13 protein-coding genes are annotated in these 16,304 nt (G+C 63.5%); 6 read left to right on the top strand and 7 right to left on the bottom strand.

Features of this window, described 5'->3' with window-relative positions; genetic code table 11:
• Positions 1–21: 21 nt before the first annotated feature.
• Positions 22–2,169: a fatty acid oxidation complex subunit alpha FadB gene (gene fadB, locus GYA95_RS04425; RefSeq protein WP_015269529.1), complete on the bottom strand. Its 2,148-nt coding sequence runs from the start codon at positions 2,167–2,169 to the stop codon at positions 22–24.
• A gap of 645 nt (positions 2,170–2,814) precedes the next feature.
• On the bottom strand, positions 2,815–3,252 hold the full coding sequence (locus GYA95_RS04420) for a hypothetical protein (RefSeq protein ID WP_015269528.1): 438 nt from the start codon (positions 3,250–3,252) through the stop codon (positions 2,815–2,817).
• Positions 3,253–3,362: 110 nt separating this feature from the next.
• On the opposite strand from GYA95_RS04420, the gene GYA95_RS04415 reads away from it, so the two are divergent.
• On the top strand, positions 3,363–3,803 hold the full coding sequence (locus GYA95_RS04415) for a universal stress protein (RefSeq protein ID WP_013971709.1): 441 nt from the start codon (positions 3,363–3,365) through the stop codon (positions 3,801–3,803).
• Positions 3,804–3,928: 125 nt separating this feature from the next.
• On the opposite strand, the gene GYA95_RS04410 is transcribed toward GYA95_RS04415, so the two are convergent.
• Positions 3,929–5,857 carry an ATP-binding cassette domain-containing protein gene (locus GYA95_RS04410; RefSeq protein WP_015269527.1) on the bottom strand — a complete coding sequence of 643 codons (1,929 nt, stop codon included), beginning with the start codon at positions 5,855–5,857 and terminating at the stop codon, positions 3,929–3,931.
• A 221-nt stretch (positions 5,858–6,078) separates the two neighbouring features.
• On the opposite strand from GYA95_RS04410, the gene GYA95_RS04405 reads away from it, so the two are divergent.
• Entirely contained in the window at positions 6,079–8,004 is a 1,926-nt protein-coding gene (locus GYA95_RS04405; protein WP_015269526.1) for a transglycosylase SLT domain-containing protein, read from the top strand.
• A gap of 67 nt (positions 8,005–8,071) precedes the next feature.
• Here GYA95_RS04405 and GYA95_RS04400 read toward each other — a convergent pair whose 3' ends face one another.
• A complete protein-coding gene (locus tag GYA95_RS04400; RefSeq protein WP_015269525.1) occupies positions 8,072–8,875 on the bottom strand; it encodes an MOSC domain-containing protein in 804 nt (267 codons plus the stop codon).
• Between the two features lie 56 nt (positions 8,876–8,931).
• Positions 8,932–9,867 carry a chemotaxis protein CheV gene (locus GYA95_RS04395; RefSeq protein ID WP_015269524.1) on the bottom strand — a complete coding sequence of 312 codons (936 nt, stop codon included), beginning with the start codon at positions 9,865–9,867 and terminating at the stop codon, positions 8,932–8,934.
• Between the two features lie 350 nt (positions 9,868–10,217).
• Between GYA95_RS04395 and GYA95_RS04390 the strand changes: the two genes are divergently transcribed.
• From GYA95_RS04390 to GYA95_RS04380, 3 genes are all read left to right on the top strand, one after another.
• Positions 10,218–10,727, top strand: a complete 510-nt coding sequence (locus tag GYA95_RS04390) for a hypothetical protein (protein ID WP_015269523.1) — start codon at positions 10,218–10,220, stop codon at positions 10,725–10,727.
• Positions 10,728–11,102: 375 nt separating this feature from the next.
• On the top strand, positions 11,103–11,999 hold the full coding sequence (locus tag GYA95_RS04385; protein WP_043935470.1) for a sensor histidine kinase: 897 nt from the start codon (positions 11,103–11,105) through the stop codon (positions 11,997–11,999).
• Positions 11,989–12,648, top strand: a complete 660-nt coding sequence (locus GYA95_RS04380) for a response regulator (RefSeq protein ID WP_015269521.1) — start codon at positions 11,989–11,991, stop codon at positions 12,646–12,648. Before GYA95_RS04385 ends, GYA95_RS04380 begins: the two co-directional genes overlap by 11 nt.
• Here GYA95_RS04380 and yegS read toward each other — a convergent pair.
• Complete coding sequence (gene yegS / locus GYA95_RS04375) at positions 12,632–13,519, bottom strand: lipid kinase YegS (RefSeq protein ID WP_015269520.1); 888 nt, start codon at positions 13,517–13,519, stop codon at positions 12,632–12,634. The two genes, GYA95_RS04380 and yegS, sit on opposite strands and share 17 nt — an antisense overlap.
• Positions 13,520–13,864: 345 nt before the next feature.
• Between yegS and GYA95_RS04370 the strand changes: the two genes are divergently transcribed.
• Positions 13,865–15,112, top strand: coding sequence for a glycosyltransferase family 4 protein (locus GYA95_RS04370; RefSeq protein WP_015269519.1), 1,248 nt, complete (start codon positions 13,865–13,867; stop codon positions 15,110–15,112).
• Here GYA95_RS04370 and GYA95_RS04365 read toward each other — a convergent pair.
• A complete protein-coding gene (locus GYA95_RS04365; RefSeq protein ID WP_043936090.1) occupies positions 15,101–16,288 on the bottom strand; it encodes a molybdopterin molybdotransferase MoeA in 1,188 nt (395 codons plus the stop codon). The genes GYA95_RS04370 and GYA95_RS04365 overlap by 12 nt on opposite strands.
• Between the last annotated feature and the right edge of the window lie 16 nt (positions 16,289–16,304).

Here is a 16,304-nt window from a genome sequence, read left to right as displayed (position 1 = left end):
TCGCTCTAGCTCGTTGACCGCTCAGTTGAAGAAGCGCTGGCCGTTCTTGGCCATCTCACGCAGCTTCGCGGTCGGGTGGTACAGCGGCCCCAGGTCGGCGTATTGATCGGCCAGGGCAACGAATTCGGCCACACCGATCGAGTCGATGTAGCGCAGCGCACCACCGCGGAAGGGAGGGAAACCAATGCCGTAGACCAGACCCATGTCGGCTTCGGCAGCGGTTTCGACGATGCCGTCTTCCAGGCAGCGCACGGTCTCCAGGCACAGCGGGACCATCATCCAGTTGATGATGTCTTCGTCGGTGACTTCACGCTGCTCGTAGACGATCGGCTTGAGCACGTCGAGCACGGTGGCGTCGGCGACCTTCTTCGGCTTGCCGCGCTTGTCGGTTTCGTAGGCGTAGAAGCCCTTGCCGTTCTTCTGCCCCAGGCGGTTGGCCTCGTACAATGCGTCAACGGCCGAGCGGCGCTCGTCCTTCATGCGGTCCGGGAACCCTTCGGCCATCACGTCGCGGCCGTGGTGGCCGGTGTCGATGCCGACCACGTCCATCAGGTACGCCGGGCCCATTGGCCAGCCGAACTTCTCCATGACCTTGTCGATACGCACGAAGTCGACACCGGCGCTTACCAGCTTGGCGAAGCCGCCGAAGTACGGGAACAGCACGCGGTTGACCAGGAAGCCCGGGCAGTCGTTGACCACGATCGGGTTCTTGCCCATTTTCTTGGCGTAGGCCACGGTGGTGGCAACCGCCACTTCACTGGACTTCTCGCCACGGATGACTTCCACCAGCGGCATCATGTGCACCGGGTTGAAGAAGTGCATGCCAACGAAGTTTTCCGGGCGCTTGAGCGCCTTGGCCAGCAGGTTGATGGAAATGGTCGAGGTGTTGGAAGCGAGGATCGCATCGTCCTTCACCTGGGCTTCCACTTCAGCCAGCACGGCCTGCTTGACTTTCGGGTTCTCGACCACGGCCTCGACGACGATGTCGACATTGGCGAAGTCACCATAGGACAGGGTCGGGCGAATGGCGTTGAGTGCCTCGGCCATCTTGGCCGGGGTCAGGCGGCCCTTCTCGACGCGGTTGCCGAGCAGCTTGGAGGCCTCGTTCAGGCCCAGCTGGATGGCTTCCTCGCGGATATCCTTCATCAGGATCGGGGTGCCCTTGACCGCCGATTGGTAGGCGATGCCGCCACCCATGATGCCGGCACCGAGCACGGCGGCCTGCTTCACGTCGTGGGCGATTTCGTCATGCGCCTTGGCCTTGCGCTTGAGTTCCTGGTCGTTGAGGAACAGGCCGATGAGGCTCTCGGCAACCGAGGTCTTGGCCAGCTTGGCGAAGCCTGCGGCTTCGACTTCCAGGGCCTTGTCACGGCCGAAGTTGGCAGCCTTCTGGATAGTCTTGATGGCTTCGACCGGGGCTGGGTAGTTCGGGCCGGCCTGGCCGGCGACGAAGCCCTTGGCAGTCTCGAAGGCCATCATCTGTTCGATGGCGTTGAGCTTGAGCTTTTCCAGCTTGGGCTGGCGCTTGGCCTTGTAGTCCAGCTCGCCACTGATGGCGCGCTTGACCAGGTCAAGGGCACCGGCCATCAGCAGCTCAGGCGCGACCACGGCGTCGACAGCCCCCACTTTCAGGGCGTCCTCGGCACGGTTTTCCTTGCCGGCGGCGATCCATTCGATGGCGTTGTCCGAACCGATCAGGCGCGGCAGGCGCACGGTGCCGCCAAAGCCCGGGTAGATACCCAGCTTGACTTCCGGCAGGCCGATCTTGGCGCTGGTGGACATGACCCGGTAGTCGGCGGCCAGGCACATTTCCAGGCCGCCGCCCAGGGCGATGCCGTTGATGGCGGCGACGGTCGGCACTTCGAGGTCTTCGAAGGCGTTGAAAATGCGGTTGGCTTCCAGGTTGCCGGCGACCAGTTCGGCCTCGGGCAGCTTGAAGTTGTCGACGAACTCGGTGATGTCGGCGCCGACTATGAACACGTCCTTGCCACTGCTGACGATCACGCCCTTGACCGAGGCGTCGGCCTGGATGGCATCGACGGCCTGGCGCAGTTCGTTCAGGGTCAGGCGGTTGAACTTGTTGACGGACTCACCCTTGAGGTCGAACTTGAGCTCGACGATGCCACTTTCAAGAGCCTTAACCGTGATGGCTTTACCTTCGTAAATCATCAACTGATCTCCACGATATGGAAGCTGAACTGTACACGCCGATCGCTGCGGCAAAAGCAGGCCTAGCTGCCCTGCCCCAGGCACACCCGTCAGCGCGCTAGTCGGAAGTATGGCTTGGCGTCATGACATACAAACGCTCAATTCATACGCCCGTTTGATTTGGGTGTGCACACATTCTCCGAAAAGATCGGCGTTGTCAAATGCTCGCGAGCAAGGTGAAAACACGACTTTCCGGTCATTTTGTAGCGTCCCGGTACAAAACATGATGACAGTGATTGCTGACCATTCATGTCGGCGATTGACCATGAACCGCAGAAGAATGCTGCAGCTTTTGCCTTGCGCGGCGGCCTCCAACGGCTACACTGGCACTTGCTTGAATGCATACCCGGCCTGCCTGGCCTTTTCTGCGCAGCAGAACGCAAAGCGGCGACTTGGCACCCCACCCCTTCAGGGTTCGGCCAAGCCGCCGCTTTGTCGTTATAGAGGCTTAAAAAGCACCGCATACCCCTGTAGGAGCGGCCTTGTGTCGCGATCGGGCTGCGCAGCAGCCCCGGGGATTTGAGAGAAAAGCAAAGATTGCCGGGGCTGCTGCGCAGCCCGATCGCGACACAAGGCCGCTCCTACAGGGCCCGTGCAAGACAGCTCTCAAGCCAGGGCTTCGAGGACGTGGGCAATATCCTGCAACACAGCCGTATCGCCCCGCTCGGTCCAGTACAACGCGATCATCCGGGCATCGGCCTCGACCTTGTAGACACTCGCCGGCAAGCGTGCCAAGGCCTCCATGAAGCGTGGGTCCTCGCAGGGTTCACGCCACTGGTTCCACCAAACCCCCGGGGTGATCTGCCAGAAGCAGAAGCTGTCCTCATGCCCGCGGCGACGCGCCCGGTGGTATTGCGGGCATGGGCTTGGCGGCTCCTTTTCCAGCCAGTGCGGCCACTGCTGCGGCGCCAGCTGCATGGCCAAACCCATGCGCCGAGCCTCCAGGCGCAGCTTCATCTGCTCGCTCTGCTTGCGCGATGTGCGCAGCCAGGAAAGCGGGCTGAGAATCAGCGCGAGGATTGACACCACCAGCAATACCGTCATATCAGTAGTTCCCATAAAACGTTGCAAATGAGCTGGTTAGCCATTTTTCACGGAAGACCCGCCCGAAAGCGACCATACTTCTTCTATCGCGATTGTCAGGAGTTCCGCTCATGTCCTACGAACATCTTCTGGTCGCCGTCGACCTGACCGAAGAATGCGACCCGGTGATCAAGCGCGCCATGGCGCTGGCCGCGCCGTCGAATGCCAAGGTTTCGCTGGTACACATCGTCGAGCCGATGGCCATGGCGTTCGGCGGCGACGTGCCGATGGACCTGTCGCAGCTGCAACAGCAGCAGTTCGACCAGGCCAAGGAACGCATGGACCGCCTGTTCAACAAATACCCGGACATCCACCGCGGCGACTCGCACCTGACCTATGGCCAGCCGCGCCAGGAAATCCACCAGTTGGCCAAGGACCAGAAGTGCGACCTGATCGTGGTTGGCAGCCATGGCCGGCATGGCCTGGCATTGCTGCTGGGCTCCACGGCCAATGACGTGCTGCATGGCGCGCCGTGCGATGTACTGGCGGTGCGATTGCAGAAGAAGGAATGATTCAACCTGTGCCGGCCCTTTCGCGGGTGAACCCGCTCCCACAGGTACTGCACCGCGCTCAACAGCGGTGCGGTCCTTGTGGGAGCGGGTTAACCCGCGAAGAGGCCGGGTCAGGCTAACGCCGATCAGCCTTCCAGCTCGGCCCAGCGCTCCACCAGCACATCCAGCTCACTCTGCAGCTTCTCGATCTTGGCCAGCACTGCCGAGGTTTCCGCAATCGGCCGCTGATAGAAGCCCGCCGCATTCACTTCTTCCTGGGCCTCGGCCATGCGCTGCTCCAGCTCGTCGATCTGCCCCGGCAGCATTTCCAGCTCACGTTGCAGCTTGTAGCTGAGCTTCTTCTTCGAACCATCGGCCACCACTGCAACCGGCGCAGGCGCCTGCTTGGCCTCTACCTTCTCCACCACCGCGCTGTTGAGCTCGGACTTGCCGCCCTTGCTCTCGGTCACGCCCAGCAGCTTCGGTGAGCCCCCTTGGCGAATCCAGTCCTCGTAACCACCGACGTATTCACGCACCTTGCCCTCGCCTTCGAACACCAGGGTGCTGGTGACGACGTTGTCGAGGAAGGCCCGGTCGTGGCTGACCATCAGCACGGTGCCCTTGTAGTTGGACAGCACCTCCTCGAGCAGCTCGAGGGTTTCCACGTCCAGGTCGTTGGTCGGCTCGTCAAGCACCAGCAGGTTGGCCGGCTTGCTGAACAGCTTGGCCAGCAACAGCCGTGCACGCTCGCCACCCGAGAGCGCCTTGACCGGCGTACGGGCGCGCTGAGGGCTGAACAGGAAATCGCCCAGGTAGCTCAGCACATGGCGGTTCTGGCCGTCGATCTCGATGAAGTCCCGGCCTTCGGCCAGGTTGTCGATAACGGTCTTTTCCAGGTCGAGCTGGTGGCGCATCTGGTCGAAATAGGCCACTTCCAGCTTGGTGCCGCGCTCGACCTTGCCTGCGGTCGGCTCCAGGTCACCGAGCATCAGCTTTAGCAACGTGGTCTTGCCGGTACCATTCGCGCCCAGCAGGCCGATGCGGTCCTCACGCTGCAGAACCATGGAGAAGTCCTTGACCAGCACAGGCCCTTCCGGGTGATGGAAGCTGACGTTCTCCAGCACCATTACCTGCTTGCCAGACTTTTCCGCCGCCTCGATCTGGATATTGGCCTTGCCCTGGCGCTCGCGGCGTTCGCTGCGCTCCACGCGCAGGGCCTTCAGTGCGCGTACGCGGCCTTCGTTGCGGGTACGGCGGGCCTTGATGCCCTGGCGAATCCATACCTCTTCCTGGGCCAGACGCTTGTCGAACAACGCGTTGGCGGTTTCCTCGGCGGCCAGTGCGGCCTCCTTGTGCACCAGGAAGCTGGCATAGTCGCCGTTCCAGTCGATCAGGCCGCCGCGGTCCAGTTCCAGGATGCGGGTGGCCAGGTTCTGCAGGAACGAACGGTCGTGGGTGATGAACAATACCGCGCCATTGAAGCCGCGCAGGGCCTCTTCGAGCCAGGCGATGGCACCGATGTCCAGGTGGTTGGTCGGCTCGTCGAGCAGCAGCAGGTCGGGCTCCGACACCAGCGCCTGGGCCAGCAGCACGCGGCGGCGCCAGCCACCGGACAGTTCGGCCAGGGTCTTGTCGGCCGGCAGCTGCAGGCGGCTGAGGGTGCTTTCCACCACCTGCTGCAGGCGCCAGCCGTCACGGGCTTCCAGCTCGTGCTGGACGTGCATGAGTTTTTCCAGGTCTTCATCACCCTGGATGTTCAGGCTCAGGTGATGGAACTGCGCCAGCAGATCGCCCACACCATCCAGGCCTGCGGCCACCACGTCGAACACCGTGCGCTCGTCGGCCACCGGCAGCTCCTGCGGCAGCTCGCCGATCTTCAGGCCCGGGGCACGCCAGATTTCGCCGTCGTCGCCCTTCTGCTCGCCCTTGACCAGGCGCAGCATGCTCGACTTGCCGGTGCCGTTGCGGCCGATGATGCACACCCGCTCGCCACGAGCGATCTGCCAGGACACTTTGTCCAGCAGCGGCATGGCGCCGAATGCGAGGGACACATCGCTGAATTTGAGCAGGGTCATGTTGGTCTCCATAAATCGGGCGCGCATTCTACCTGACTTGGCCCTCGACGGCATCCGCCTGGCCATCCGGCAAGGGCTTTGCGACATCTGGTCGAACTTAATATCCCGATACAAGCACAGTGCTTTCACCCGCCGCCGGCAAACAGCTAAGCTAAGGCAATAGCTTCCAACAGTGCTGGCTCCGCCGTCACTTCCCCATGGTTCAACTGCCCGGACGTATCATGCGCAGCCGCCTGTTACATATTGCATCCTGCCTGCTGCTCACCGCCGCCACCTGCGCGGCGCAGGCCGCCGATCTTACCCTGCAACGCCAGTACTATGACGAGGCCAAGCGCGCGCTGGCCAAAGGCGACAAAGGCCCCTATCTGCGCTATGCCCAGGCCCTCAGCGACTACCCGCTGACGCCCTACCTGGCCTACGACGAACTCACCGCCCGCCTGAAAACCGCGAGCAACCAGGAAATCGAAGGTTTCCTTGCCAAGCATGGCGACCTGCCCCAGGCCAACTGGATGAAACTACGCTGGTTGCGCTGGCTGGCCGAACGCGGCGAATGGAACACTTTCGTCAAGTACTACGACCCCAAGCTCAACTTCACCGAACTGGACTGCCTCAACGGCCAGTACCAGCTCAGCCACGGCCTGCGCGCCGAGGGTTTTGCCACGGCCGACAAACTGTGGAACGTCGGCAAGTCGCAGCCGGCTACCTGCGACACACTGTTCGGCATGTGGGCGGCCGAGGGCCAACTGACCGAGGCCAAGCGCTGGCAACGCACCAAGCTGGCGGCCCAGGCGCGCAATTACGGCCTGGCCAACAACCTGGTCAAGACCCTGACCACCCTCGCGCCGCAGGGGCGCCTGCTGGTAGATGTGGCGCAGAAACCCGAGCTGCTCAACCAGCCGTCGCGCTTCACCCCGGCCAACGAAGCCATGTCCGACGTGGTCAGCCTCGGCCTGCGCCGCCTGGCCCGACAGGACCCGGAGCGGGCCATGGCGCTGCTCGACGACTACGCCCAGCGCATGCACTTTTCACGCGACGAGAAGGTGGCCATCGCCCGCGAAATCGGCCTGACCCTGGCGCGCCGCTACGACCCGCGCGCGCTCGACCTGATGACCCGTTACGACCCCGAGCTGCGTGACAACACCGTCAGCGAATGGCGCCTGCGCCTGCTGCTGCGCCTGGGCCGCTGGGAAGACGCCTACGAGCTGACCCGCCGCCTGCCCCAGGACCTGGCCAACAGCAGCCGCTGGAAGTACTGGCAGGCGCGCAGCCTGGAGCTGGCGCAACCGAACAACCCACAGATCCCGCTGCTGTACAAGACCGTGGCGCGCGAACGTGACTTCTACGGTTTCCTCGCTGCCGACCGGGCACAAACCCCTTACCAGCTGAACAACAAGCCGCTGGTGCTCAGCCCACAGCTGGTCAACAAGGTCCGCAACACCCCGGGCATCCGCCGTGCCCTGGAGTTCCACGCCCGTGGCCAGATCGTCGAAGGTCGCCGCGAGTGGTACCACGTCAGCCGCCACTTCAGCCGCGACGAAATGGTCGCCCAGGCGCGCCTGGGCTACGACCTGCGCTGGTACTTCCCGGCCATTCGCACCATCAGCCAGGCGCAGTACTGGGACGACCTGGACATCCGCTTCCCGATGGCCCACCGCGACACCCTGGTGCGCGAGGCCAAGGTCCGCGGCCTGCATTCGAGCTGGGTCTTCGCCATTACCCGCCAGGAAAGTGCGTTCATGGAGGATGCCCGTTCCCCGGTCGGTGCCAGCGGCCTGATGCAGTTGATGCCGGCCACGGCCAAGGAAACCGCGCGCAAGTTCAGTATCCCGCTGGCATCACCGGCGCAGGTGCTCAACCCGGACAAGAACATCCAGCTGGGTGCGGCCTACCTGAGCCAGGTGCACAGCCAGTTCAACGGCAACCGGGTGCTCGCGTCGGCAGCCTACAACGCCGGGCCTGGGCGTGTGCGGCAGTGGCTCAAAGGCGCCAAGCACCTGAGCTTCGATGTGTGGGTGGAGTCGATCCCGTTCGACGAAACGCGCCAGTATGTGCAGAACGTACTGTCGTATTCGGTGATCTACGGGCAGAAGCTGAACTCGCCGCAGCCGCTGGTGGATTGGCATGAGCGGTATTTCGATGACATGTGATTGCTACTGAGCCTGTGCCGGCCTCTTCGCGGGTTTACTCGCGAAGAGGCCGGCACAGGCAACACAGCTACTCCAGGATTTCGACCTGCATCCCTACCTCCAACCACCCGCTGCCATCCACCGCCAGGTTCTGCCCAAACAGCACATCCCCCTCCTTCTCACGGAAGGTCCTGAGCGTGGCCATCGGCTCGCGGTCCTCGCTGCGCTCGCCGGTAACCGGGTCGATGGTGGTAAAGATGCAGCGCACACTGGGCTTGAGCACGCGAAACTCCAAGCTGCCGATACGAATCCGCTTCCAGCCATCTTCGGCAAACGGTTCAGCCCCCTGCACCACCAGGTTGGGTCGAAAGCGAAGCACCTCCATGGGCCGGCCGATACGGCGATCGAGTTCTTTCAGCGATCCCTGGTTGATCAGCAACAACGGGAAACCGTCGGGGAACGCCGCCCGGTCACTGTTGAAGCCATAGCCATTGGGCAGGTAACGCGCGCGCTGCTCCGGGCAATACACCAGGCGCACGGCCTTGCCCAGCAACTGGCTGAGCCAGGCCGCCGCCGCGTCGCCCGCATCCGGCACACGCAAGGTATCGCGCCAGATGGTCACGCCGCGCAGGGCGTCATCGGCAGGTGGCACAGGTACCCACAAGGGAGTTTGCCCAGGTGCTTCCAGCAGCAACTGGCCGCTGTCATCGTCGCTTGCCTTGATCTGGCCTAGATGAGGCCAGGCGCGCTGGGTAAGGAAGTGTCCATTTTCTTCCTCCACCACCATCCAGCGCCGGTCACCCTGCAACCCCAGCAACCCAACCGCTGAAGCCTGCAGGCGTTGCGCCTGCCCGGACTTCACCGGGTACCGATACAGCTCACTGAGAAACATCCCTGCCGCCTCGCGTCATGCCAAAACGCCAAGCTTATACTCCGCAGGGGCCGGGATCACGCAGTAGCGGCATCCAGCAACAGGCGTTGCTTGACCACGTCGACCAGGCGATCGGGCTGGAACTTGGACAGGAAGTTGTCGCAGCCTACCTTCTTCACCATGGATTCGTTGAAACTGCCCGACAGCGAGGTGTGCAAAACCACGTACAGCTGGCGCAAACGGGCATCGCCACGGATCTCGGTGGTCAACCGGTAGCCGTCCATTTCCGGCATCTCGGCGTCGGTGAACACCATCAGCAGCTTCTCGCACACATCCTCACCAGCGTCGGCCCAGCCCTTGAGCATGCGCAGCGCCTTCAGACCATCACTGGCCACGTGCAGCTTCACACCCAGCTGGGACAGGGTGTCGCGCAATTGCGCCAGGGCCACGCTGGAATCGTCCACCAGCAGCACTTCGCGGCCGCGGGCCCGGGCCAGCACCGGATCGGCGAGTTTGTCGCCGGAAACCCGGGCGTTGTAGGGCACGATCTCGGCCAGCACCTTCTCCACGTCGATCACTTCCACCAGCTTGTCATCGACCTTGGTGATGGCCGTCAGGTAATGCTGGCGCCCGGCGCTGGACGGCGGCGGCATGATCGCCTCCCAGTTCATGTTGACGATACGGTCGACACCGCCCACCAGGAAAGCCTGCACCGAGCGGTTGTATTCGGTGACGATGATGGTGCTGTCCGGCCCCGGCTGCAGCGGGCGCATGCCGATCGCCTGGGACAGGTCGATCACCGGCAGGGTCTGGCCGCGCAGGTTGACCACACCGCAGACGAAAGCGTGGCGCTGGGGCATCAGGGTCAACTTGGGCAGCTGCAGCACTTCCTGCACCTTGAACACGTTGATCGCGAACAACTGGCGGCCAGCCAGGCGAAACATCAGGATTTCCAGGCGGTTCTCACCCACCAGTTGCGTGCGTTGGTCTACCGTGTCGAGAATGCCAGCCATTGGAAAGCCCCCAGGCTTGAGTCGGAAAAAGTGAAATCATCCACCCTGTATCGGCGGCTTCACGCACACCTTGACCCTTGCGGGAAAATGCCGTGAAGGCAATTGATATCACTTTACCATCATGCTTTACTGCGGGAAGCGCGGGTGATTCAGCGGGACAGCAAAAGTTCCCCTCCTGAGGCCCTTATCAGGGAAACCCTTAGCTACAATCGGGTGCGACCTGATGTTCGCGATATCCTTTAGCCATTAATGTGACGCCATTCTCATTGCATGAATGGAGTCAGGCTTTTGCTAGCTATCGTTTTGGCGTGCCCGTCCCCTGTGCCAGCCCCACGCGCGGGGGCATCATGATGGACAGCGCCTTGTCGTTCGATAACGCCCTGCAGGGGTTCCTGCTGGATGCGCAGGTACTGCTGACCCAGGCCCAGGAATGCCTGCAGCATCTGGAACTGATCGACAACGACCCGGATGCTTGCCACTGCCTGGAAAATGCCCTCGACAACCTCGCTCGACAGGCCGCACATCTGGGCCTGCGCGAAGTCGCCCATTACACCACCGCCCTGCAGCAATTGCTGGCACCGGCCTGCCAGGTCGGTTGCCTGCAGCGCGAAGCCCTGCCCGCGGTAGGGGCCTGCCTGACCTTGCTGGCCTGGCAGTTGGAACTGGTAGACCCTTGCACCGGACGGCTTAACCTGGACATCGGCGAGCAGTTGGTGCTGCTGGGTGAACTGGCCAAGGCCTTGCAGCAAACGTTTGCACAACCTTGCACACCCTGCGACGAGCAAGGCAGCGTGTGCATTCACCCGCATTCCGAGACGGCAGGCAGCACGCACTCCGGCCGCTCATCTGCCACCTATTGAACTGGCGCAAAATGCAGCCGGGCACGTTTATTCAGGCCCATCCTGGCCGAACCTGGAACATTCTCGAGGTTTTTCAGGTTGCGGGGGGCCAAGTTGAATCAACAGCGCACAAGTTCGATGGCAAGTGCATATTGCGCGATCAAGCAAAGCGGCACTTTGCCACCCTCCCGCACCCGCCCCGTCGGCGTTTCATGGCGTTAGCCGACCGCGACCGATGCACTGCGAAGTGGTAATATGCGCCCCCACAAACGCTTGCGGCCTGCAGCAAGGTCGCAAGATCACGTGTTTGAAAGAAAACGGCAAGTACTGCTCCAAAGCCTCTGACATGGATTGTGCAAGGCCTCCATCAGCAATACTTCAGTGGCTTCCCTACCTATGCTTCCACGCTTGAAGACTTCTTTGCTGTGCTGCTCCCGTACTACCCTGCTGCGCTGGGCGACTGTCGGGCTGTGCATTGCCTCGCTGGTCGCCAACCTGTTGCTGTACCTGGCCGATCAGGTGATTCCGGCCAGCCTGCTGGTGCTGCAACTGGCCGCCACACTGGGCGCTACCGTGCACCTGGCCCTTGGTGCCAAGTCGATCAGCCTGCGCCCGGCGGAACTGGCCGAGCGCATGCTCAAAGTCCAGGAAGGCGAGCGCCAGCACCTGAGCCGGGAACTGCACGACGACATCGGCCAGTTGCTCACCGCCGCCAAGCTGCAGCTGCAGTGGCTGCAGAAGCGCATGCCCGACGAGCTGCAAGGCCACTGCGACGCGCTGCGCAGCACGCTGGATGACACCTTGGGCAACGTGCGCGATGTCTCCGCCCTGCTCAACCCGCGGCAGTTGGCCAGCCTGGGCCTGGAAGCCAGCCTGCGCGCACACCTGGTGCGCACCCTGGGCAACAGCGGCGTTCACTGGAGCCTGGCATGCAACCAGCGCTTGGGGGGCATCGACGAGGCCGTGGCCATGGCGGTGTTCCGCATTACCCAGGAAGCCGTGACCAACATGCTGCGCCACGCCCAGGCACGCAATCTGGTCATCCGCCTGCAGCGCACCCCCGAGGGGTTGGCGCTGTCAATCCAAGACGATGGCCGCGGCTTCGTGCCCGCCAGGCAACCGGCCGAAGCAGGCCAGCGGGGCTTGGCCGGTATGCAGGAGCGGGTAACCGCGTTGCAGGGCAGCCTGGACATCACCAGCCAGCTCGGCCTGGGCACGCACATCGAGGCGATGTTCCCATGGCCACCGCGCACCCAGCAACGCGCCAGGAGCACTGCAACCCATGACCTGTAGACTGCTGCTGGTAGACGACCACTCGCTGATTCGCGCTGGTGTGCGCGCACTGGTGTGCGACATCCCCGGCTATGACGTGATCGGTGAAGCCGACGACGGCAGCCAGTTGCTCGAACAGGTGCGCACGCTGGCGCCGGACATCGTCTTGCTGGACATCTCCATGCGCTCGACCAGCGGCCTGGACGCCCTCACCCAACTGCGCGCCAGCGGCAGCACCTGCAAGGTGTTGATCCTGTCGATGCACACCGACCCGGACCTGATCATGCGGGCACTGGAGAGTGGCGCCCACGGCTACCTGCTCAAGGACACCAGCGCCACCGAGCTGGAACAGGCCCTGACCGCGGTGCGCAACGGCGAGCGCTACCTCAGCCCAGCCGTCGCCCATACGGTCATCAACCAGGCGCTGCAGCACACCAGGCAGGGCAAGCTACCAGCTGGCGAGCGGCATAATCTCACGGCGCGACAGCTGGAGATCCTGCGCCTGATCGTGCGTGGCAAGTCCACCCGGGAAATCGCCACCGGCCTGGGCCTGTCGATCAAGACAGTGGAAACCCACCGCTCGCAAGTCATGAAACGCCTGCAAATCCATGACGTGGCCGGCCTGGTGCTGTTCGCCGTGCGCGAGAAAATCATCAGCCTGGACGACTGAGCAACGGAGACCCCTCCGGCAGGTGTAGCCGCAGTGCAGCGGGCTTGGCCTGGAAGCGTAACTTTTCGGCCTGCACTGGCTCGCCATCAAGATTGATGTCCAGCCCCTGCGAGCACTTGATCTCCACCCAGGGCAACCTGGCCCTGACGAACAGACCGTTACCGGCCAACAGCTCACGCAACGTCCCGACCATCTCCTGAGGTGCCGGCAGGATGGCGATATCGAGCAAGCCGTCGTTCACCAGGGCCTCGGGGCACAGCACTTGCCCACCCCCGGCCTGGCGGCCATTGCCGATCCCCAGCGCCAGCAGGTCACCCTGCCAGTCGAAGCCTGGCCCTTGCAGCTCTACCGAGGCGGCCTGCAGTTCGCTAAAGCGCGACAACCCGGTGAACAGGTAGGCGGCCGCGCCCAGTACTTTCTTCAGGTCTTCGGAGGTATTGGCCGTGACCTGGCTGCCAAAACCGCCCGTGGCCATGTTGAGGAACAGCTGGTCGCCGGCCTGGCCCAGGTCTATCGGCCGTGCGGGTATGTTCAGCAAGGCCAGGGCCGTGGCAGGCTCCAGGGGTATGCCGGCGGCCTTGGCAAAATCGTTGGCCGTGCCCAGCGGCAACAACGCCAGGCTGGCCTTGGTACCTGCCAGCCCCATGGCCTCGGCGACATCACGCAGCGTGCCATCCCCGCCTCCGGCGACGATGTGGTCGTAGCCGGCGGCCAGCGCCTCGGTGACCAGGCGCTGGGCGTCACCGGCCTCCCAGGTAACCCGCACATCCAGGACCCAGCCGCTGTCGCGCAGGTCATGCACGGCGCTGCGCAAGTCTTCGTTCATCGCCTGCTTGCCATGCAGGATCAGCATTGCCTTGCCCGCTCGCATGTTGTGCGCCTCCGTGAAGTGATCAACCCAGATCTCGACCCTTTGCAGTCGCGGATCGTTGCATGCGCCCGAAAAAATAGCAGGCCGCTCCCCAGTGCCTGTCAGTTAAGCAATTCGGGGCTGCTTTGCAGCCCCAGTAAAGCCTGTAGAAACCTTAACTGACTGGCATTAGGCCGCTCCCAGTATTTAATTGCGTAGGCCTGTCTTTTCCCACACGCCTGGCAATGCACGGCTATGCTCAGCAGATACACTTTATTGCCACGGACGCGCCCCCGGCAGTGGTTCTACCACTGCTGCCCATGGGCGCGTCTTGCTATCCGCAGCCTTTAGCGAGGATTCCGGGTCATGCGCATTCTCTGGACACTGCCGTACCTGCCCTGGCCAACCACCAGCGGCAGCAAGACCCGGCAATACCACCTGATACGCGCACTGGCACAGCGGGGCCACCGGATTACCCTGCTGGTGCAATCGAAGATCCCCCTTGACGATGCCGCCCGCGAGGCCCTGGAGCCGCTGCTCGAGCGCCTGATCGTGCTGCCCCGACGGCCCCTGCACAGCCCGCTCAACCTGCTGGCCTCGCCGATTATCGCTTACCCCATGCGCGCAATTATCAATGGTCTGGCCCCTTGCCTGCGGCACCGCTTCGAGCAATTGCTGGACGAGCCCTGGGACGTGATCCAGATCGAGCACAGCTACAGTTTCCAGCCCTTCGAAAAAGCCCTGCAGGCACGCGGGCTGCCGTACATGCTTAGCGAGCACACCCTGGAATCAGTGATGGGGGGCGCCAACCACGATCGCCTGCCGCTATGGTTACGCCCGCTCAACGCCTTCGACCGCTGGCGTTATCGACGCTGGGAACAGCGGGTATTGCACCAACCCACCGAACTGGTGGCAGTCAGCGCCCACGATGCCGAATTGATCGCACAGATCAGCGGGCGCCCGGTGAACGTGGTGGTCAATGGCGTGGACTGTGATTTCTACCAGCATGTGCAACCCGCGCTGCACAGCCAGCGCCTGCTGTTCGTTGGCAACTTCGAGTATGGTGCCAACCTAGAGGCCATCGAATGGGCGCTGGAAGACATCATGCCGCAGGTCTGGATGAGCAACCCGGCGGTGCGCCTGGCGATTGCCGGGCATGCCATGCCGGCCAGCTGGAAACTGCACTGGAACGACCCGCGCATCGAATGGTTCGGCTACCGTCCCGACCTGCGTGAACTGCAGCGGCGCTCGGCACTGTTCTTCGCACCACTGCGCTATGCCGGTGGCTCCAAGGTAAAAATCCTCGAAGCGATGGCCGCCGGCTTGCCGGTAATCACCACCGGCAAGGGCGTTTCAGGCCTGGCCGCGAACAACGGTGAGCACTACCTGGGCAGTGAGGATGGCGACCAGTTGGCGCTGCTGATCACCCAGTTGCTCAACCAGCCCTGGCGCATGAGCCAGTTGAGCGACGCCGGGCGCCAGTTTGCCCGCCAGCGCCACGACTGGAGCGTGGCCGCCCAGCAACTGGAGAACGTGCACATGCGCCTGGCCCTGGCGGCACCGGTCGAGGCCGCGCCGCTGGCCAGTGCCTGGCTGGGCCGCTCAGCCAAGTAGTTCGCTGAAGGGAATGAAGGGCACGCTGTCACCCTGCTTCGGTGTGCTGCCTTCACGCACTTCTACAAGCCCCTCGGCCCAGGCCGCACTGCGCAGTACGCCCGAACTCTGGTTCTTGTAGATGCGCACTTGGCCTTGCTCGATGCGGGCGCGCAGGTACTCGCGGCGCGTGCCAGCCTTGGGCCAGTCAAAGCCGGCCGGCATGTCAAAGCGCAACGGCGTAACATCGGTCACGCCCTGACGCCGCAACAAGTAGGGCCGGGTGAGCAGGCCGAAGGTGACCAGGGTCGAGGCCGGGTTACCCGGCAGGCCGATTACCGGCACGCCCTGGAAGTGGCCGAAGGTCAGCGGCTTGCCCGGCTTGATCGCCAGCTTCCACAAGGCCAGCTCGCCGGCTTCGCGCAGGGCGGCACCGAGGTAGTCGGCCTCACCCACCGAGACACCGCCGGTGGACAGGATCAGGTCGACATCGCCCAGTTCAGCCAGGCAGGTGCGGGTACGTGCCAGGTCATCCGGCAGGATGCCCGCATCAACCACCTCGCAGCCCAGCCGCTGCAACCAGCTGACCAGCAGTCGGCGGTTACTGTTGTAGATCTGCCCCGGCCCCAGCGGCAGGCCAGGTTCGACCAGTTCGTCACCAGTGGACAACACCGCCACCCGCACCTTGCGCACCACATCCAGCCGGCCGTGGCCCAAGGTCGCGGCCAGGCCCAGCTCGATCGGCCCAAGCCGGGTGCCGGCGCTCATCACCTGTTCGCCCTTGCGGGTTTCCTGGCCCTGGGGACGAATGTTCTGCCCGGTCTTCAGCGCTTCGAGAAAGCGTACCCGCCCATCCTCCGCCACTTCGGTGTTTTCCTGCATTTCGACGCAGTCGGCACCTTCGGGCAGCGGTGCCCCGGTGAAGATGCGTGCGCAGGTACCCGGCTGCAGCGGCTGCGGCGCATGGCCGGCGAAAATCCGCTGGCTGACCGGCAGTGGTTCACCCTGCCAGTCGGCCAGGCGCAGGGCGTAACCGTCCATGGCGCTGTTCGGCCAAGGCGGCAGGTCGAGCGAGGCCACCAGGTGGGTGGCCAGCACACGGCCTTCGGCCTCGGCCAGTGGCAGGTTCTCGGTGTCACGGATAGGTGCCGCTTCGGCCAATGCCAGCAGCTGCTCCAAGGCCTGCTCTACCGGCATCAGCGGCCGGGCCTGG

Source organism: Pseudomonas asiatica (genome assembly GCF_009932335.1).
In the GTDB taxonomy this organism is placed as follows: Bacteria; Pseudomonadota; Gammaproteobacteria; order Pseudomonadales; family Pseudomonadaceae; genus Aquipseudomonas; species Aquipseudomonas asiatica.
The sequence above is the reverse complement of the archived record's forward strand: the minus strand, read 5'-3'. Positions and strand labels throughout refer to the sequence as shown.